We start from the raw sequence: 19,320 nt of genomic DNA, 5'->3' as shown, positions 1-19,320 counted from the left end.
TCATTTACTGCAAAGAACCGATAGTCACTGTACGGCGGATTTCGTCTGATTTAAAGCCTAATGCCATAGGTTGGCGGACTTGGGGAATAACAGCAACGTCGTACAGTTCTTCTACCATGCCTTCGATGCGTAACCAGTGAACAATATCACCACTACGCAGGTCAATGATTTGTAAACCACAGCGCGGTTCGACATCTTTGGCTGCAAGGTTTTCGTCTAGGGGTAGTCCTGAAAAGGTTTTGTTGCCTCGCATTTTAGATAAACCAACAACGGCGTAATCTCCCCATAATGCGAGTCCGCGCAAGTAACCAGGACAAAAAGTAATGGCATTAAACTTACTAGAATTGACGTCAACTGTGCCGAAATAGCCAGTACCAGAATTGAGTAACCATAGTTGATCGCGATAAACTCTCGGCGAGTGAGGCATGGAAAGACCGGAAAGGACAATTTCGTTACTTGCAACATCAATGACACAACCGCCATTATGACGGCGATCGCGCCAACCATCGCTCACATCGCTTTGACTCACGGCAGTAACATAGCGGGGTTGACCATTTTCCATTGCTAACCCATTGAGGTGGCATCGATCTTCAGCAGCGAGTCGAGAAATAAAGGGTGGTTGCCATAGGGGAATGAAACTGTAGCGATCGCTAATTGTTGCTAAGCAGCTAAATAAGGTGTTAACAAAAATTACTCGACCTTGACTATCAACGTTGATGTCATGAATATCAATGTCGCCTGTAGTGTATCCAACTTGGGGAACGTAAAGGCGATCGTAGCCACCGTTGTGCAATTGACCTGATTCTAGGGCATTTTCAAAGCGCCAAATTTGATACAAAGAACTCGTGTACAGGCGATCGGGACTTGCCCACAATCCCATGCAGCGCTCAAAGGTTCGTTCAAATACTGATAAACGGCGATCGCTTGCTATGCCAATTAAAAATAACTTTCCTGTTTGATAAGTTGTAAAAGCAAGGCTGATATTTTGTTCAGATAACCAAGATATGAATTGCCGCGATGTACTGATTTCTAGGGCAGGAGGCTGATGCTGATTTTCAATATTAGATTTCATAAAGATACCATTTTGAAGCTAAACTAGAAATTACATCTAGGTTGGATACTGGTTTAGGGTGGTGGTACCATGACCCCACTATCTTTAGCCATTGGCTAGTAAAATCGTTAAGTTTTGCGAAATTTGGTTGATAAAGAAATAGTGTCAGTGCTGCTGCAAAATTTTGTAAATGGTCAAGCACCTTTACTTAATTAACATCATTGAGTGTAGTTTTAAAAAGAATTTGTAAAGATAAACTTTCAGTCAAGATTAATAGATTTTTCAGAGCTATTGAAACAAGTAAAACTGAGTATGTGAAGCAGTAATAAGCAAATGTAAACAAATAATAAAAAATGTAATTTTACTTATGAGCTTTAGAGTACTCAACTAAGAAGGTGTATGGGAAGAGAGGCAAGCGTTAGTTACGTTCGTCTGCTAACAGCCGTTAGGGTGGGCTTGAGGGCGATCGCAGCGTCATAGGAAAGAAAATAAGTATTTAGCTTTGGATTTGCTTTAAATACAACAGATAAGAGTTAATTTAAGCACTACATATACTTGTCTAAGCTAAAGTTTCCTTCAAATTTCATTTAAGTAGATGTTTTTTTTGCTTAAAGAAATAGCGCGCTTGTTTATTAAAAAACGTAAGTATCTTAGTAATTTAAACGAAGAAAAAAATAGTTTTTCATGAGCTAATAAGTGAACAAAGAAAACTTTAATTTCAATATTTTTGTTTATTTAGTCTAAATATTTAGAAAATATTTGTAGTTTTCTTGAGCAGGCAAAATCAATATTAAATAGTGCTATTAGTGATGGGGATCGCGGTAATAGATGCTACACAAAGAATAATTCTTAGGATAGATGGGAACATTCCATAATCAGCCTTATTGTGGAATCATACCGCAAAGAGACTTATACTAATGCTGTTACTGCTTAAACTTTGGAATTTACAAATCAAAGAGATAAAGATATTAACAGATTAGTCAGTTACTTAAGGTGAATTTATCAATCTTAGTTACAAAAACCGTTTGCTCTGCTACCTTTGCAGAGGAGAGGTATGAAAAAACAGCAAGCAGCACATTGGATTTTAACTCCTCAATTAAAAGAAAGAAATTTTTTTGATACGTTCGCTAGAGAGACTAGCTAGCTTGAAAATAAAAGCCAAGTTTTATGGCTTAATTGCAAAATCAATCAGCAGCTTTAAATATAGGGATAATAGTGCTATGAATACCAATAATAACTGTCCTTGCTGCGGTAATCCTTTACTGCGCCACGCTCGTCAGGGAGGAATGTACTGGTTTTGTACGTCATGCTGGCAAGAAGTGCCAATACTGGCTGTGAGTAAGTTACCAGTGTCAGAAGTTGCCGTACAGCGATCGCAGCCTAAACAAGTTGTCAAATCTGGCATTGAGGCGTAGTGTGCCTGGTAGAATTGGGTAGAAAGATAGATACAAATAGTTAATGCTAGCAGCATTACTCTATGGTCAAGAAGATTTACGTCTAGAACAAGTTGCTGAACCCACGCCAGCAGCAGGTGAAGTAGTTATTCAGGTAGCCGTAGCAACAACTTGCGGAACGGATTTAAAAGTTTGGCGTCGCGGAAATCACGCTAAAATGCTCCAGCTACCAACATTGTTTGGGCATGAAGCATCTGGGCGGATTGTGGCTGTGGGGGATGGTGTAGAAAATTGGCAAGTAGGCGATCGCGTCGTTGCAAATAACTCAGCTCCCTGCATGAAATGCTTTTTTTGTCAACGTGAAGAGTATTCGCTTTGTCCAGATCTAACGTGGAACAACGGGACATTTGCAGAGTATCTCAAAATTCCAGCGGCGATTGTACAACGAAATATGTTGCCTGTTCCAGCTGAATTAAGCTACGAATTAGCCGCAATGACTGAACCTCTAGCTTGCGTATTGCATGGGATTGAGCGTTCTGATGTGTCACAGCACAATACTGTGGTTGTCTTAGGAGATGGGGCAATAGGGCTAATGTTTGTTGGGGTATTAGCCCAACGAGGAAATCGTGTCTTGTTGTTTGGGGGAAATCAGCAGCGGTTGCAAATTGGGCAAAAGTTGGGTGCAGCGAAAACTTTTGATTATCGCCAAATTGAAGATACGCCATCTGTCGTTAAAGAACACACCGCAGGATGGGGTGCAGATGTAGTGATTGAAGCAACGGGAATACCTAGAGTTTGGGAAAGTGCGATCGCGTGTGCGCGCCCTGGTGGTACTGTAAATTTGTTTGGTGGTTGTCCCAGAGATACCACAATTACAGTCAATACTGAACAACTGCATTACAGCGAACTTACTTTAAAAGGTGTTTTTCATAATACTCCGAAATACGTGCGTGCTGCTTTATCATTACTAGCAAGTCGCATGATTCCGTTTGAGTTGCTGATTAGCGAACAGCGCCCATTACAAGATTTAGAGCAAGTCTTTCAGGATATGAAAGCACGTCAAGTGATTAAGGTTGCAATAATGCCTACAAACTAGTTCAAATACCAAGAAGCTTTAGCTTGAGAACCTTGAAGAATATTAGGCTTAGTGACAACGAGTAAGACGCCTTCTAACTTTGGTCGGTAATACTTAGCACATTAGCTGATGGACTACCTCCCAGCCGGACTAAATGAATGCCGTACATTTGTAGCAGTTGTGGCATCAGCGCAAATAGTAGGCGATCGCCCCAAGAAAATCGTCTCAAGTATGGGAGAAAGTCTGATAAGTAGAGAGATGCTTCGATTTTGTATCGTAAATCCCAAGCTTCTATCTCTTTAATATTCTCAATTCCCCACTGAAACTTAGCACAGGTGTGCTTTATAGCATCAAATCTCCGGCGATATCGGACTGCTAACCACGATGTAGCATCGAAAGCGAGGAATCCACCAGGAAAGTTATCGGCTAGCATCGTCAGTAGCATCTTTACCTGTTCTTCAGAAAAGTAAACTAGTACGCCCTCGGCAATGAATAATGGTGGATTGGAAGTTGTGGCTTTGACTGCATCTATCCAGTCGGGTTCCAAAGCTGACTTACTCAGGAAGTGGCGGCGATCGCTTTCCTCCAAATATAATCTTCGCACTGCTATTGCATCAGGTAGATCGAGATCGAACCAGTTAAGCGTACCGTTATCAAGCCGTTCAAATCTCGTATTTAAACCTGCACCAATTTCAACCACTGTTCCTGCAGGATTGTTGTTGAGAAAGGCTTTGACCCATTGATCGATCGTTTGACTCCGAAGGCAGACTATCATCTGAGAGCTTTTCGCCTTAGAAAACTGCTCGAAATCGTAGTCTATTTGAGCAAGTATATCGGCAGCTTTAGGGTCGAACAAAATCGGTTCAGGCTGACTTGCTTCAACAGCGCGTGCCCATAAAGTAATCAAGAGGGTTTCTTGAGTAGCTCCCAAACTAATTTTTTCTTTATTTATCACTTTTTTCTCAGAAGTAAATTAAGTGCGATCGCTTTTTTGGGAGTTCGCTCTCTGCTCAAACTAATAGCAGTATTATTTAAGGATAAACTCAGGTTTTTTTGCGGCTTCAACCAGTTGGTAAAGTTTAGCTTCAAACTGCTTCATACGTGTTGACCAGTCAAATTTAAGGATTGAAGGGCGAGCCTGTTCAGTTATTTTTGCTTTCAAAGTGGGATCTTGAATCAGTGTTACCACCTTTTCGGCAAGATCTATGGGATCGTTGGGATTGCTCAAGAAACCGTTGACTTCTGGCACTACCTGCTCTACGTTTCCGCCAGCACAGGCTGTCACTACTGGGGTTCCAGAGGCAAGAGCTTCCATGTTTGTTCTACAGAAGTTCTCAGTTACAGAGGGATTCACTAATACATCTGCGCGGGCAAACCAGCCAAGAATTTCAGTTCCGGTCGATTCACCCCATATCGTAACACTGGAGCCAATATCAGCGGCACGACGACGAATTTCCTGTTCTTGGGGACCGCTACCAACTATAACTAAGTGAACATTAGGGATTTTGGTTGCGATGAGCGGCAATGCATCCAAAAGCTGAGTCACATTTTTTTCTGGGGCAATGCGACCAACAAAGAGCAGAGTTGGTCGGTTATCTGCGGGAATTGGGTCATAACAGATGTTTTGAGGATGGAATTTTTGACAATCAATGCCTAGATAAGGTAGATAATCACAGAATTGTGCCTTCATCGTCTTGTACTTAGCAAGCTGTTCCCACGAAGAAAAATAATTGACATCGTAGGCTTGAGTAAACTGCTTGATCAAGCGAGAAATAATGGGGCTAAGAAGTTTAAGGCTCCAGTCGCTAATTCCCATGTAATACTGGCTATAAGCAAGCCAGTCAGTATGGAAGAGTGATATGGTTGGAGTACCTGTTCGCTTGCCATATTCAGTACCAATAGGACGGCCATAACCTCCTAAGAAAAGCGAGCAAAATCCTCTCATTTGTGCCGGTTCTGAAACTAGCACGATATCAGGTTGAAAGTTTTCTAATAACTTGGTATCGCTCCAGTGTCGGTAGTGTAGTGGTTCAGGAGCAGATTTGTAAAATATTAACGGCTTGGTTGGGTAAGCATAAGAAGAAAAGTTAGGAAAAGACTGGAGTTCGCCGATCCCTGGTATAGGACAACTACGAACTGCTTTAGGGTACTGGTGGTTGAATTCAGGGTGCAATAGAAAGACTTCGTGCCCTTGCTGCAACAACCACCGAACTCGATCGTGTACTCCAATGGAGATTCCACCTAAGAATGGTGCATAGGATGCCGTAAACATTGCAATTCGGAGCGATCTTTTAGCTGATTTTTCAGCTTCTATTAAGTTATTAATCATGATTGTGTCCAGAGAACTGTTAGCGAACAGCAATTGTTACAAGATTTAGAGCAAGTCTTTCAGGATATGAAAGTGCTTTAAACGTTTTGAGTTTTGAGTTAACCTCATAGATAAATCAAGAGAATTGAAATAAAGTTTTGAATTTTTCGCGAACAAAGGTGCCGGAGGCATTTATTTTAAGTTTTGAATTTTGAATTTTGAGTTTTGAATTTTCTTAACTCAACACTTCATGACTCAGCACTCATAACTCATAACTCTCTTAAACTCAACACTTCACGACTCATAACTCTCGTAAGCTGAGAACTCGTAACTCCGCGAAGCGGTAAAGTGATTAAAGTTGCAATCGCACTGTAGTTTATAAAGAAGCATTGGCATCAACTGGCTGATCGAGGTATTGATAGGGAGAGTATTTGACTAACTTAATATTCCAAGGACCTTTGACTTGGTAAGTAATACCACGCCACTCAACCTGTTGCATGAGGATTGCTGACACTACTGCTGCTGCATAAACTAATTGCGTTAAGGGAATTCCGACGATCAGTCGGGCGATCGCGATCGGGGAAAACGGCGCAATCGCTTCTCCACGCGTTTGAACTACTTGACGTACACCTTGTTCTAAAATTCCCATGAGTAAAACTAGTGCAAGCGTGTAAGTTATTAATCCACTTCCTACCCCAGTCGCCAAATGCCATTGTCTTGTAAATAGCGCCATGCAAAACAAAATCGCAGCGCCAGCAGGAACCAGAGTTGTGACAAGACTATAACCAACCATCGCCTGCCATGATGGATGATACAGTCGAGAACAGAGTAATTGGCGTTTTACCCAACGGTAAAAGCTAGGTAAGTCACACTCTTCTGGATTAACCATCATTAACGAAGGAACAAACTGAACGCGCATTCCTTTCTCTTGCAGAACTTGACGTAACATGGTGTCTTCACACAACGCATTTCCCCACTTTTCGAGTAACTGCGTTTGCTCAAAAAGCTTTGTTTTCAAGGCTAAAGTTCCACCCCAGGGAATGTGGTAGAAATACATTTGTGTAACAGCAGCTACATTCCACAAATACCGACATACTGTACCCCAACGTCCTGAGGGGACATACCAACGGTTTCCGGTGACGGCTCCAACACGACGATCTGTTAGAGGACTAACTAGTTGACGCAACCAATTAGGATGTGGCAGTGTATCAGCATCAACTAAGGCGATAACTTCGTATTCGTCTTTAAGTTCTAAAACAGCTTGCACCAAGGCACTGCACTTGAGGCTACAAGTTTCCCGCACAGTTTGCAGTAAGCTTACTTTGATATTTTGGGCTGGTTGCTGCTCAAGTGTTTTGCTCAAAATTTCCCAAGCTGGATCTGCGTGACTATCAATGATTATGTTGATGTCATAGTTAGGATAATTTTGCTGTAAAAGCGATCGCAAGCAGTTGGATAAGGATGGATCGGCACCACGCAAACACAGAACTACTGCTGCTTTGGGTAATTGAGTGTCTGAGAGTAATTTGGGACTTGGCGATCGCAGCGATGAAATCGTCACAACTGTAAAAAAGACTTGAATTATCACCAAAACTGCAAAAGTTAAAAAAAATATTAAGACTAAATTGCTCATACATTAATCTCCCATCAATCATTATTTAATGCATTGAAGTGTTACGTTAAAAATCTAAATTTTTATTGATTCTTACTTCTTTTGAATACTTACAGCATCGCTCATACTACTTGATTTAACTCTAAAAGAGCTATGGCTTATTGTGATACATATTTTGAGGTGTTTCATATCTCCATTTACGAATTGTAAATCCCCAACAAGACGTTATTTTATCTACTGTTTGTTTATCTAATTCATATTCGTTTTTTTTATAGCTTTTCTGTGACTCTATATAAGCTTTAAAACAGCATTTTGCTGAATCAAAACCAGAAAGGGAAAGCTGTTTATAAATTCTTTCTATCTCTTGAATAGGATTATGCTCTAAATCCTCAAATTTTATTTCAACCAAATTGCCTGGAGAAATCAAGCACTTATCATCAAAAAACTTATGCATGACTTGTTGATATATTTCTACAGATTTCTTTTCTAATTCTTTTTCTTCTATAGTCTGAAAGCCAAATAGTTTAGTAGAAGCTTTATATTCTTTTATTCTTGAGTTATAAACTATATAGGGATTTCTATATATATGAATAAATTTAGCGTCAGGAAACATTTCTAATAGAACTTTGATTCTTGCTGTGTTTGGAGGATTTTTTAAAATTAAACGCTTTCCTTGCATCGAGAAAGTTGCTTTTTTTAAAACTTGTATGTATGCCAGTTTCCATTTCTTTTTCTCTTTATGCTTGTCGTTGTCAAATAATACATATTTTTTAAAATAAGACTCAATGTTTCTAGGAAAAACAAAAGCTCCATGATATAAGCTACAGCAAGAAATATTTCCTAGCGCAAACTCTTCTTCAGCTGGATAGTCAAGGGAAAACTTCACATTATCCATTACTCTTTTTTCTGAAATTATTCTGGTCAATATTTGAGGAAAATATTTAGAGAGAAAAGGAAGAATTGTTTGATTACCAGTAATAAAAAAATGAGGTGCAAAAGCTTGAAATGATGATATATATCCTAAGTTAGGATCTTGACTCATTAAATAGTGGAGATATGTTGTCCCACTCCGCCAGTGTCCTAAAATAAATATAGGTGGTTCTATAATTTCTTGCTTATTAATTTGAGATTGAAACTTTAAACTTTCCCAAGCTCTAATTGGTAGCGTACAGAAACTTAGTAGTAAGATACGTAGAACTTTAAATAAATATTTTCTGTCAGCACCATGACGAATAAGTAACTTAATTAATACTGTGAATGAGCCAAATCCATACATAATTAACTTACTCGCTACACTGCAAAAGAGTTAGATGAAGTATGAATGATAAAGTTATCCTCTAGAAATACCAATTTGGGAGAGATTCTGATAGAATTTTAAAGTGCCGTGCTCTAGCTTGACGATGCGATCGGCAATATCAAAATATTGATCGTCATGACTAATGACTAATACAGTTTTACCTTTGCTTTTGAGTTCAGGTAAAAGCTGAGTATAAAAAATTTTCTTAAATAAAGGATCTTGATCCGAAGCCCATTCGTCAAAGACATAAATTGGACGATCTTCTAAGTAAGCAGTGAGTAAAGCTAGGCGCTTGCGTTGTCCTTGCGAAAGTGCAGTGGTAGAAAGGGTATCATTATCGATATGGACTTTATGATCTAATTGCAGTTGCACAAGGTAATTTTGTATTTGAGTGTTGAGGTGAAGATTACCAATACCAAGAAAGCGCTCAAAGAGATAAAAGTCAGAAAATACTGCTGAAAATTGTTGGCGATACCACTCGCGATCGCGATCGCCAATTAGCTTGTCATCCAAATAAATCTCACCTGTATCAGGGGGATAAAGTCCTGTAATTAGCTTGCTCAGCGTGGACTTGCCGCTACCATTACCACCTATGATAAATAATAGTTCTCCTGCATAAATTTTGAGGTCAACTGGACCAAGAATAAAACTAGTGTCTTCACGTTCTTGGTAATAAGTGTGAGTGACGCCCACAAGTCTTAAACAATTCCAAGCATGAAGATTAGTTGATCTCGTTGGGTGGTCGGAATAATGAGATACTAACGATAATCCTAAAGTTTCGATTTTTTGTAACGCTACAGTTGCTTTATTAAGTGGCAACAGCATACTCATAATGTACTCTAAAGGTGTCATCAAGTAGATGATTGTCAGTGCATAGCCAATGACAACCGAAGCGTTTAAGGTTGTCAGAGTTGGTAAGACAAACAAAATTAGACCGATTGCTAGAAAAAACAAAATCTGTCCCCAACTTGCAGCAGCAGCAAAAATACTCATACCGAGAACGTTGTAGTATCGATATGATCGAGCCGTCGTATAAAGTGCTTCACTAAAAAATTCTTGTCGTCGCTGCTGATGAAGCTTGAGTTCCTTGGTTCCTTCAGTAATTGCGCGGAAATGATTGTACAGCTGATCTTCTTGGTCGCGAGCTAACTTTAAAAAACTACGTGATTTGAGTATTGGTAGTTGATAAGTGCATATTCCCAAAAGCATAAAGCAAGTAGCAATCAGAAACACTGACCAAGATAGCCAGTACAAATACACCAAACAGCCAATGACAATGGCAAAATTAATACAGAAAAAAGGGATAACAAAAGCAGTATTCGAGATTGCTTGAATGTCTTCCGTGAGAACAGCTAAAAGACGCGGCGCACCTATATTTTCTAGTTGTCGCAAAGGAGAGGCAAGGATACGGCGACTCATTCGCATTCGTAAGTCAAGGATAGCAGTTTGAGAAAGTCGAATTAATAGAACTTGAGAGGTTAAATTTGTCGCAAGTCGTAGCAAACACAAAGATACAAATGTCCAAACTAATGCAACTGATGTATTATTCTGGGTTAAGGTTGTGTTTATTAAAGCAATTAAACCAGCCGCACTAGCCCCACTAAAAATTCCTGCAATCACAGCTAAAGCAAGATGAATACCAGAAGTTTGCAGTAGTAGGCGGATAAGATTCATCTTTTATCAAGTATCAACTCAGTAACTATATAAGATGATTGCAGTGCGATCGTTGCTTTTAGGTGAAGATTTTTACTTCAAATTAGTTTGAAGTGAAGTAAAATATTTTCCCCCTAGTTCAATTTGTTTTTTACTACATCCTGCTTGTAATCTTGCTACTAAATAATCCATGTTAGCAGCAATTACATTTGTGCCATGATCGGGTTCTATCAAACTAACTAAAGCTATATCTTCACGTTGAGTTGCTAAGCTTGATATACCTAAAAAATTGAAGACTCCTGATTCATAAGTACCACATGGAACAGAAGGATTATTAACTCCAACACAATACTCATTTGAAAGTAGCCATTTTTGGGCTGGATAACCGTGAAAATGGACAATTGGAGCGCCCAATGCAATTAAATTTGGTACGTATAAAGCAGTGGCTAAAGCAATAGCAAGCATGACATAGATATCATAAGAAGGTTTAATATCGGTTTCTGAAGTAATTCCTTGAGGTAACTGTAAATATAGCTTTTCTTTTAAACCTACTCGAATCACATCAGTTTCTAGCTTCAAGTCAGTTTTGTTTGCGCCAGATCGCGAACTAACAAGCCAAACATCTGGTATTTGTTTATATAAATATTCGGTTCCTATTTTAACACGAATGTATCTTCTTCCTATTTCATTCTGCCGAACTTCATCACTATTAAATCCTTCAATAGCATATAGTTTTGTCCATTGATCTGCGCTAATTTCTCTGTCACCAACGTAATAAGGAGCTTCTACATAGGCAACAAAGCCGTAAGAAACACCAGTTCTTCCATTGACAATGACATTAACAATATCGCGATGAGACTTTCTTTTAAGAATTTGACTGAGTTGAGCACCAGGAGGAAATAATCCAGTGGATGCTAACTGATTACCAAGTTTCACCAATTGAGTAGCATAAAGAGATGACTCCGGAGTGTATTCTCCTATCTCAAATTGACTTAATGGTAGTGGTAAAATTGGAACAAACACTTTAGGAATTAATGAGTTTAATACAAATTTATCTATATTTTCTCTAGAGTATATAGAGTCTGAAAGATTCATATTTAAAATAGAAATTTTTTGTTCAGAAACTCCTAAGACTATCTCGCTAAAGGTTCGTACTAATGTATTTAAACCTGTTTTTATTTTACTTGTGTAAGGTATGTCAGGATTTATCAGTTCTTCATCTATGTGTGTGATTACAATAACTTGAGTATTAGTTGGATCTTCAATATATTTAGCTGCGTGTTCTTCTGCCCAACTACTCAGTTTGACGATTCTAGAAACTGAAAGCCTTTTTACAAAACGAGAATAGATTTCATACCCTTTCTCTGCTATAAAAATTCCTATTTTTCCTAAATGAGAGTATTGTCTTTCTACATCAATAACAGCATCAACACCAATTTTGACAACTCTACTACTAATATATTTTTTCCATCCTACTACAGGGATAGAGAGTTCGTAGCGAAGTAGTCTTGTTGCTTGTTGCCAAGGTAAAACTTTTACTCCATACTCTACTAGCTTACTTTCCAACTCTTCTCTAAATTGAATAACTTGTAGATTGTTATATCCTTTTGGTAAAGGTTTAAATGTAATTGCCAGCCTTGTTGCCATAAACTTAGGATCGACAACTGGTGGTTTAAAATCTGTTGCATTTTGAACAGAACCACTAATTAAACGTCCAATAGTTGATAAACTTAATTCATGCTCTAAACCACAAGAGGAAGTCGCGACTTCTTGTTGGCGGAGTAATGCCATAATTTCTGCTTTTTGTGCAACTAAGGCTGCACGAATTTCGGATGACAATACTCCTTTACCAGAACGAATACTAAGTTTATCGTTGTTCAGTTGAAGTTGTACGCCTTGTTGAGTAAGATTGTCCAGAAGCTCAGATGGTTTCATAATAAGAAAGGCTCCTAACAGTTTACTAAGTAGGTAACTAAATCTCCAAAAATTCCGAGTCTGAGTCTTCTGATTCTTCTGCCAAGCGTTGAGATAACTCCTCAATCGTTGGGTAATGCCATATTAAAACTGGTGAAATTTGACATCCTAGTAGTTTCTCTGCTTTACCAGCTATCAGTATTGCTTGTGCGGAATCTAAACCGTAGCTATCTAACGGTTCTCGAATATCTATTTCATCAGATTCAACTCCTAATTGTTCAGAAATTTGTATAATTAACCAGTTCTGAATTTCTGCCGCAGTATACGTGTGTTTTAGGGAATTTGGTTGCGATTGATTCATTGGAGTATCCCTGCAAACGAAACTGAATTTTATTAACTGACAGGAAGTCGTCAAGGATAAATCTAGAGTAATCCTGCACTCGAATGCAGCAGGTTGTGTTGATATTAAAAAATCAACTAAGCAACTTGTAGAAATCCACTATTAATTAAGTGTGATAAATACGTACTTAGTAGCTGTGAGTCAATTGAAGGACAAGTAATATCAGAATCAACAAGTGCTGCTAGAGTATCTTCACAACTTACATGTGGTCTTCTTGGTTGCATATATAATTCTGGAATAGTTAGCTGCTCATTAGACCACTTTTCTAGTAAGAAAGGTCGTAATGTGTACAAAGGATTGTCTACAGAACAGACGCGATTTAATACATCTGCTTGCCATTGTTCATATGGCATTAGTTGAACAGGATGGTTTAAAGATTTAACCCATTCAAAAAATTTACTAATGTGAATCGGTTGCGGATGCTGTAAATGAAACGCTTTCCCTATAGATTCTTTTTGCTGCGATAAATAAACAATTGCTTGGCTGACATAGTCTACAGGCGACATATCCAACATATAATCTATGTCAGGAAAACTACCTAATTGTACGCAGCCTTTGAGCATCAAACAGATAAAATCATCAACGTTGGAGAAGCCTGTTTTGCTGTGTCCAGCAATCAGCGGTGGTCGATAAATTGTTACTGGAAGACCGCGATCGCCTGCAATTTTGACCAACCTCTCTGCAACCCATTTAGTTTGCGAGTAACCAAGGTAGATTCCCTCACAGTGCTCAAAATCATCTTGTTCTTTAACTACTTTACCTGCGTAAGCTGCAGATTCAAAAACCGCGACACTAGAAACATAATGAACTGGCTTGACTTTAAACTGACACGCCAATCGTAAAATTTCTTGCGTTCCTAAAACATTTGCGGCTTTGAGTGCGGAGTAGGGATAAACGTAATTCAGTAGTGCAGCACTATGATAAACAGCGTCAATTTTTCCAGCAAGCATTTGGAATTGCGCAGGAGACAACCCAAGTAAAGGTTGTGATAAATCTCCTAAAACTGGAATGACGCGATCGCTAAAATTATCTTGCCATAAAGCATATCTTGCTAAATTTTGTTGAATTCTTTTTTTTCCTTCATCTGTATTAGCAGCACGAACTAAACAGTAGACATCCACTCTTGTTTTTTGCAACAATTCTTGAATCAAAAAAGCACCTAAAAATCCGGTTCCTCCGGTTAGAAAAACACTTTCAGGTTCATCTACTGCATCTAAAAAAGCACCGTGTGGAGAAATTGTTGAATCTAAAACAGCTTCTGTTCTTAAATCTAATGCGGGTGTTTTATTAATCGCTAATTCTTGGTCAGCACTATCTAACGTAAATTCTTCTGCTAACCGTTGTGATAAGGCTGCAATTGTGGGATAGTGCCATAACCAAACTGGTGATAACTGAAAGCCTAAAAAGTGTTCAGCTTTGCTGACGATTGCCATTGCTTGGGCTGAATCCAAATTATAGCTTTCTAAAGATTCCTGAACATCTACTTCGTCAGGTTCAATTCCTACTTGTTCGCAAACTTGTGTAATTAACCAAGTTTGAATATCTGTTGCTGTATAAGTTTTCTGTAGAGTAATATTAGCATCTGACATCATAACACCTAAACATTCCGTAACATTGGACGATATTGGCTAAAAGATATCGGTAGTTGTAACCCTGATAATTTCAAATTTTGAACGCGATACAAGTAGGCTGCTCCAAGCATAATGTGGTCAGCAATATCAACAACTTTACGATTACTTGGTTCACTTAAATAAGAACCTTTAACCCAATCGTTAAAACTTCCCATTGCAGGTCCACACCAGATTTGATAATCAATTTCTCGACCTTTTTCGCCAGAATTAGACCAACGCGAAGATAATCCTAAATACCAGCGGAAAATCAGCGACATTTTTAACTTAGGATTGTTCGCTGCCTTACGAACTTTGTCCGGATTTCTTGTCGATACATAGGCAACAGTATCTTCCCAAACTGCGTCTAAACTTCTGCGAAAGATTTGCTTTTCTAGTTTGTCTCTTTCTACTGCAGGGATATCATCAATTGAATCGTAATTTTTATACAGTTCATATAATTTTTGGGCACGTACAGGAAATAGTGTTCCTCTTTTTAAAACTTGCAATTTTACACCCATTTCAAACATATCTGCTGCGGGTGCCATCATGACATCGGGCATTTCTGCTTGTGCTAGTAACTCTTTCGTATGTTGTGAAGTTCCAGCTTCTACGCACGATTGATTTATAGAACCCGTGACAACATAAGCAGCACCCATCATAAAAGCAGCAAGGGCAGATTGAGGTGTAGAAATTCCACCAGCAACACCTACTCGAACAGGTTGTTGATAATGATATTTTTCTTGAATTTCATCGCGTAATTCTAGAATTGATGGTAGTAGACAAACCAGAGGTCGATTATCAGTATGACCGCCAGAATCAGCCTCTACAGTGATATCATCAGCAACAGGAATTTTTTCTGCTAAAGTAGCTTGTAATTCAGTAATGAGATTTTGGGCAACTAATTCTTTAAGAATTTTTGTAGGAGCAGGTTGAAGAAATTTTATCGCTATTTCTTTGCGCGAAAGTTTGACAATTAATTTATTTTTAATTGTAATTTGATTGTGAGAGTCAAGACCTAATCCAGCAGCGCGATAGTAAACAACGTTAGGCGTTAAGTCAAGAAAAGCTGAAGCTTCTACTGTTGTGACACCGTATTTAAGATACAAATCAACGGCACGTCGTTCAATTGCAGGTTCACTAGGGCTGTGCAGTAAATTAAAAGCGTAAGGTCCGTGAGGTAGTGCTTGCTGAATGCGATTGATGGCAGATTCTACACGCGCTGGAGATAAACCTCCTGCACCAAAGGAACTTAATATTTTTGCTTTTCCCAAGGCGATCGCTAGTTCTTCCGAAGCGATTCCATGTGCCATCGCACCTGTGGCGTAGGCATATTTTACCTGATGAAAGTCTAAGAAACTCGCATCACCTAGTTGTTTTGTTGATAAAGGAGGAGTCGCAGCTAATAGTTCTGCTTGTCTATTACCATTATCGGCTGTGTAAGTGTAACCTTCATTAGTAACGCCAATTTGATTATTTGAGCGCACAACATAGCAAGGTTGAGCTAAATTCAAAAGTTTAGCTTTGATTCCTGCTTCATCAAACGCAACTGAACTCAATGAACCGTACCAGGCTTGAGTTGATGTACCTAAGAATTTGATGCGATCGCTCTTATTTACGACTGGATTTACACTAACCACGTCTGTTAACCCTCTCAAGATAATCAATACCTGTTAGTCACTCATCCGCAAACTAACAATTAAGAAACAGATAGACTAACTGGTTTATTAGCTGGAGTACTTGAATTTGCATTTTGAGTTGCTAATTGCGAGTAGGTTATTTGTAACTGAATTAGTCTACTCATCTGTAGCAAAGCCTTTTGGCGCGACTGTAAAAATTGCGTATGAACTTGAGTCGCATGGTGATTATTTTCTCTTAATTTTAAATAGCTATCGTTTTGATAAAGTGGAGAAGTGAGTTCATGTGTAACTGTTTGTTTTGCCGATGGTATTGGCGTATCTTTATGATTATTAATTAGTTGTTCAATAGCCTTGTTGTCTGCAATCTGATTAGGAGCTTTTTCTACTGAAATAGTACTTGGGTATTGCTGTAATACTTGCATATTCGGCGGCTCTGATTTGATATTTTGATTAACTGAAGTATCTAAGGTATGTAACTCAACTTGACTTTGATCGTCTTCATTCAGAGGTAAAAAAGGAACACTTGTAGATGAGTTTAATGAATTTTGTTGTGTTGCCGAAGTAGCTAATTTCAACAATTGATTGCTACTTAAATCATTTGGCGATCGCGCGTATAGTGGCGACAAATCTAACGAGACTCGATGGCTAAGAAGCTTAGCAAGTGCTTTAAGAATCGCAGCATGATCGTCTACGCCTCTGCGGTTAACTGATACTGTGAGGTGTTCTTGATCTTTGAGTATTTCGCCAATCCAGCGCGAACAATTACTTCCTGCACCTACTTCAATAAATATTTTGACGTTATCTGCATAAACGCGATTAACTAATCGTGGAAAATCAACTTGTTGGCACAAACATTTGGCAATATGGTGGGCAATAGATTCGCTGTCAAGAGGAATTGGTGCATATTTAGCAGACGAGTAGAAGAGAGTTTCTGGAATATTTTGAACTGGCAAAGTTTTAATTCTTACAAGTTCTGGATATTCCGATCGCATTGCCTCACAGTGAATGACGTGATTAAATGGAGCGCGAAAGGCGTCGCACTTCAATTTTTCAATTACTTGCAAACAAGCTTTTGTTTCTCCAGCAATAATACATTCTTTGGGAGTACTAATTTGAGTTAAATAAACTCGCTCTTCTTTTTTAATAACTTCTTGAACATCAGCAACAGGAGTCATTAAAACATATGTACTCCAGAAATCAGCGTCTTGTTTTTTTACCGTTGGTAATCCCCAAAATTCACGAACCGCATTTTTAGATCCAGCAAGACGACTACTAAACAAAGAGGAAGAATTCAAAGCATTACTACATTTTTGAAAATCAGTCCAGACGCCTTGAGAAAACATCATGCTAGTTTCGCCTAGACTGTAGCCAAAGCTGTATTGCGGCTTGATTTGAAAGTAATTCTTAAAGATTGTCGTCATCAGCCCTGCATATCCCATTTCTGATTCCAGCATTGCAATGGGGTTATTAAGCAATTGCTGTTCAATATCTTCTATTTGTCTTTTGGATAACTTACATAAACTGCGGGGATATAATAGTTTTTCAATATTGGCAACACGGCTGTAAGCATTTTTAATAACAGCATCGTCGTAAATTTGAGGAAATAAGCGAAACAGGTTTCTGCTAATACCAACATAGGAGTTATATGCAGCAGGATAAACATAGGCGATCGCGCCTTTTTTTCCTAAAGGATTGGCTGTAAAATAACTACCTACAGGAGATTGCCAATTCACTCCTTGCTCAAAAGCACGTTCTATTCCTGTTAATGCACGTTGAATTTCTCGTAATAAGTCATTTTTGTTACGTCCCAGAATTGCTAGAGCATAAGTCGCATTCGATTGCTTTTGAAAAGTGCTAAAAGTTTGACTTGCAGCAGCCGTTAAAGAGGTACAACTCTCAATATTTTGCTCTAGACTATGTAACTGAGCCATTAAATCGCTACGATTGTCAGCGGCGATCGCAAATAGATAAAATGGCATTTGAGTTAAATATCTATTCCCGTCTGCGTAGAAGCGAGTCAGATTAGTTTTGCTTGTTTCTTCTGATAAAATGATATGAGCGTAGCTACCATCTAGGGAAATACTATTAATTGCAGCACGTCTTGGCTTTTCTGAGGCGCTAAACCAAGGTCGAGATTCTGTTGCAACATAAAATATATCTTGCCATTCGGGGTTTTTAGGACTACTCCACTGCGGTGTGGCAGGAATATAACGGTAGTAGAGACAAAGTGCAGTTTTAATTAAACTAATAATTTCAGATGCTGCATAGGTGTGTCCAACATTAGATTTCACACTACCGATTGCGCAATTTAGTTTAGGTATGGTTTGATACGCTGTTAGCAAACCTGCAATTTCTGCGGTATCTTCTACCTCTACTCCACTGCCATGAACTTCAAGATAGCCAATGTCTTTGGGTTCAATATCTGCAATTTGAAAAGCGCGTTGACAAACTTGTGTAACTGCGGCAGAGTCGCACGATGAAGTTTGTGGTAGTAAGCTGATGGTATCAATGATGGCGTAGATGCGATCGCCTTGTTCAATTGCATCATGTAATTTTAAAACAACTGCCCCTGAACCTTCGCCAACGATCCAACCATTGGCATTCTTGTCATAACTTAAAGTTTTCGCACCTGTATTAATCTTGACTAACTGATTGCGTAATAACACACTTTCACTACTACCAGCTAAGTCTACTGCACCAACAACAACCGCATCAACTTCCCCAAGTAACAGTAAATTTTGAGCAACTTCTAGTGCTTTAAATGCGGAATTTTCTTCAGCTGTCAGTGTAAATGCTGGTGCTTCAAATTGCCACAAAGCAGAAATTCGGCTGGCGATCGTGTTTTCTATTGGGCTACGATATTCACTTTGTAAGTTATAGCTACTATGACGCTCAAATGATTCAAGATCGCTAGTTGTACTTTTTCCAGTAAAAATTGTTTGTAGTTGTCGAGAAAACTGCTGTTTACTATAGAGTTTTTGTAGTGAAATTTGAGTTGCTGTAGCAATAATTACTGCTACTTTTGCCCCCTCCTTAATTGCAGCATCTTTCAATGCACTATCTGCTACTTTGAGCATCAATAGTTCTTGTGGACTCAATTCTTCTATCTCATCCGATAGCTGCTGATTTTGCTGAAAATCTATGACAGATTCTGGAAGATAACCTCCTACAGATGCTTGCTTGTTATGATTTTGATACTCTTGGAGAAAGTCTACTTTACCTTGCCAACGATTTTGAGGTAACTCAATAAAATTTTGGTTCCCTTCATAAATAGTTCGTTCAAAACTATCTAAATCTAGGCAAGAACCTGCAATCAAACTCATCCCAGTAATAGCTATCTTGGGAGCTTGTTTTTGCGTCAACTTCATA

Annotated in this window: 13 protein-coding genes; 2 read left to right on the top strand and 11 right to left on the bottom strand. The window is 38.7% G+C overall.

The genetic code is table 11. The features are described 5' to 3' along the window. Nucleotides 1-4 precede the first annotated feature (4 nt). The gene (locus IQ230_RS05050; RefSeq protein ID WP_193930974.1) at nucleotides 5-1,072 is read right to left on the bottom strand and encodes a TIGR03032 family protein; all 1,068 of its coding nucleotides are present in this window, start codon (nucleotides 1,070-1,072) and stop codon (nucleotides 5-7) included. 1,199 nt (nucleotides 1,073-2,271) lie between these two features. Here IQ230_RS05050 and IQ230_RS05045 point away from each other — a divergent pair. After that, nucleotides 2,272-2,466, top strand: coding sequence for a hypothetical protein (locus IQ230_RS05045; RefSeq protein ID WP_099701255.1), 195 nt, complete (start codon nucleotides 2,272-2,274; stop codon nucleotides 2,464-2,466). A gap of 43 nt (nucleotides 2,467-2,509) precedes the next feature. Further along, nucleotides 2,510-3,541 carry a zinc-dependent alcohol dehydrogenase gene (locus IQ230_RS05040; RefSeq protein WP_193930973.1) on the top strand — a complete coding sequence of 344 codons (1,032 nt, stop codon included), beginning with the start codon at nucleotides 2,510-2,512 and terminating at the stop codon, nucleotides 3,539-3,541. Between the two features lie 73 nt (nucleotides 3,542-3,614). Here IQ230_RS05040 and IQ230_RS05035 read toward each other — a convergent pair whose 3' ends face one another. From IQ230_RS05035 to IQ230_RS04990, 10 genes are all read right to left on the bottom strand, one after another. Next, nucleotides 3,615-4,475 (bottom strand): class I SAM-dependent methyltransferase, encoded by an 861-nt coding sequence (locus tag IQ230_RS05035; RefSeq protein WP_322742287.1) that lies wholly within the window; start codon nucleotides 4,473-4,475, stop codon nucleotides 3,615-3,617. 72 nt (nucleotides 4,476-4,547) lie between these two features. Next, nucleotides 4,548-5,849 carry a glycosyltransferase gene (locus IQ230_RS05030; RefSeq protein WP_193930972.1) on the bottom strand — a complete coding sequence of 434 codons (1,302 nt, stop codon included), beginning with the start codon at nucleotides 5,847-5,849 and terminating at the stop codon, nucleotides 4,548-4,550. Nucleotides 5,850-6,204: 355 nt separating this feature from the next. Continuing rightward, nucleotides 6,205-7,461, bottom strand: a complete 1,257-nt coding sequence (locus IQ230_RS05025; RefSeq protein WP_193930971.1) for a glycosyltransferase — start codon at nucleotides 7,459-7,461, stop codon at nucleotides 6,205-6,207. Between the two features lie 130 nt (nucleotides 7,462-7,591). Next, nucleotides 7,592-8,716: a sulfotransferase family protein gene (locus IQ230_RS05020; RefSeq protein WP_193930970.1), complete on the bottom strand. Its 1,125-nt coding sequence runs from the start codon at nucleotides 8,714-8,716 to the stop codon at nucleotides 7,592-7,594. Between the two features lie 54 nt (nucleotides 8,717-8,770). Further along, nucleotides 8,771-10,411, bottom strand: coding sequence for a cyclic peptide export ABC transporter (locus IQ230_RS05015; RefSeq protein ID WP_193930969.1), 1,641 nt, complete (start codon nucleotides 10,409-10,411; stop codon nucleotides 8,771-8,773). Nucleotides 10,412-10,483: 72 nt separating this feature from the next. Beyond that, nucleotides 10,484-12,325 carry a TubC N-terminal docking domain-related protein gene (locus IQ230_RS05010; protein WP_193930968.1) on the bottom strand — a complete coding sequence of 614 codons (1,842 nt, stop codon included), beginning with the start codon at nucleotides 12,323-12,325 and terminating at the stop codon, nucleotides 10,484-10,486. A 37-nt stretch (nucleotides 12,326-12,362) separates the two neighbouring features. Then, nucleotides 12,363-12,665 carry an acyl carrier protein gene (locus IQ230_RS05005; RefSeq protein ID WP_193930967.1) on the bottom strand — a complete coding sequence of 101 codons (303 nt, stop codon included), beginning with the start codon at nucleotides 12,663-12,665 and terminating at the stop codon, nucleotides 12,363-12,365. A 116-nt stretch (nucleotides 12,666-12,781) separates the two neighbouring features. Continuing rightward, nucleotides 12,782-14,296, bottom strand: a complete 1,515-nt coding sequence (locus tag IQ230_RS05000; protein ID WP_228054598.1) for a thioester reductase domain-containing protein — start codon at nucleotides 14,294-14,296, stop codon at nucleotides 12,782-12,784. Between the two features lie 5 nt (nucleotides 14,297-14,301). Further along, complete coding sequence (locus tag IQ230_RS04995) at nucleotides 14,302-15,951, bottom strand: PfaD family polyunsaturated fatty acid/polyketide biosynthesis protein (RefSeq protein WP_322742286.1); 1,650 nt, start codon at nucleotides 15,949-15,951, stop codon at nucleotides 14,302-14,304. 59 nt (nucleotides 15,952-16,010) lie between these two features. Next, nucleotides 16,011-19,319 (bottom strand): PfaB family protein, encoded by a 3,309-nt coding sequence (locus IQ230_RS04990; protein WP_193930966.1) that lies wholly within the window; start codon nucleotides 19,317-19,319, stop codon nucleotides 16,011-16,013. Nucleotide 19,320 lies beyond the last annotated feature (1 nt).

It is taken from the genome of Gloeocapsopsis crepidinum LEGE 06123 (assembly GCF_015207655.1).
Lineage (GTDB): Bacteria > Cyanobacteriota > Cyanobacteriia > Cyanobacteriales > Chroococcidiopsidaceae > Gloeocapsopsis > Gloeocapsopsis crepidinum.
Note: the sequence above shows the minus strand (reverse complement) of the source record. Positions and strands in the feature narration are given on the sequence as shown.

What these genes read in the sequence shown, in the direction of transcription:
- IQ230_RS05050 (WP_193930974.1), bottom strand. Translation starts at nt 1,072, where the DNA reads ATGAAATCTAATATTGAAAATCAGCATCAGCCTCCTGCCCTAGAAATC.
- IQ230_RS05045 (WP_099701255.1), top strand. Translation starts at nt 2,272, where the DNA reads ATGAATACCAATAATAACTGTCCTTGCTGCGGTAATCCTTTACTGCGC.
- IQ230_RS05040 (WP_193930973.1), top strand. Translation starts at nt 2,510, where the DNA reads ATGCTAGCAGCATTACTCTATGGTCAAGAAGATTTACGTCTAGAACAA.
- IQ230_RS05030 (WP_193930972.1), bottom strand. Translation starts at nt 5,849, where the DNA reads ATGATTAATAACTTAATAGAAGCTGAAAAATCAGCTAAAAGATCGCTC.
- IQ230_RS05025 (WP_193930971.1), bottom strand. Translation starts at nt 7,461, where the DNA reads ATGAGCAATTTAGTCTTAATATTTTTTTTAACTTTTGCAGTTTTGGTG.
- IQ230_RS05020 (WP_193930970.1), bottom strand. Translation starts at nt 8,716, where the DNA reads ATGTATGGATTTGGCTCATTCACAGTATTAATTAAGTTACTTATTCGT.
- IQ230_RS05015 (WP_193930969.1), bottom strand. Translation starts at nt 10,411, where the DNA reads ATGAATCTTATCCGCCTACTACTGCAAACTTCTGGTATTCATCTTGCT.
- IQ230_RS05010 (WP_193930968.1), bottom strand. Translation starts at nt 12,325, where the DNA reads ATGAAACCATCTGAGCTTCTGGACAATCTTACTCAACAAGGCGTACAA.
- IQ230_RS05005 (WP_193930967.1), bottom strand. Translation starts at nt 12,665, where the DNA reads ATGAATCAATCGCAACCAAATTCCCTAAAACACACGTATACTGCGGCA.
- IQ230_RS05000 (WP_228054598.1), bottom strand. Translation starts at nt 14,296, where the DNA reads ATGATGTCAGATGCTAATATTACTCTACAGAAAACTTATACAGCAACA.
- IQ230_RS04990 (WP_193930966.1), bottom strand. Translation starts at nt 19,319, where the DNA reads ATGAAGTTGACGCAAAAACAAGCTCCCAAGATAGCTATTACTGGGATG.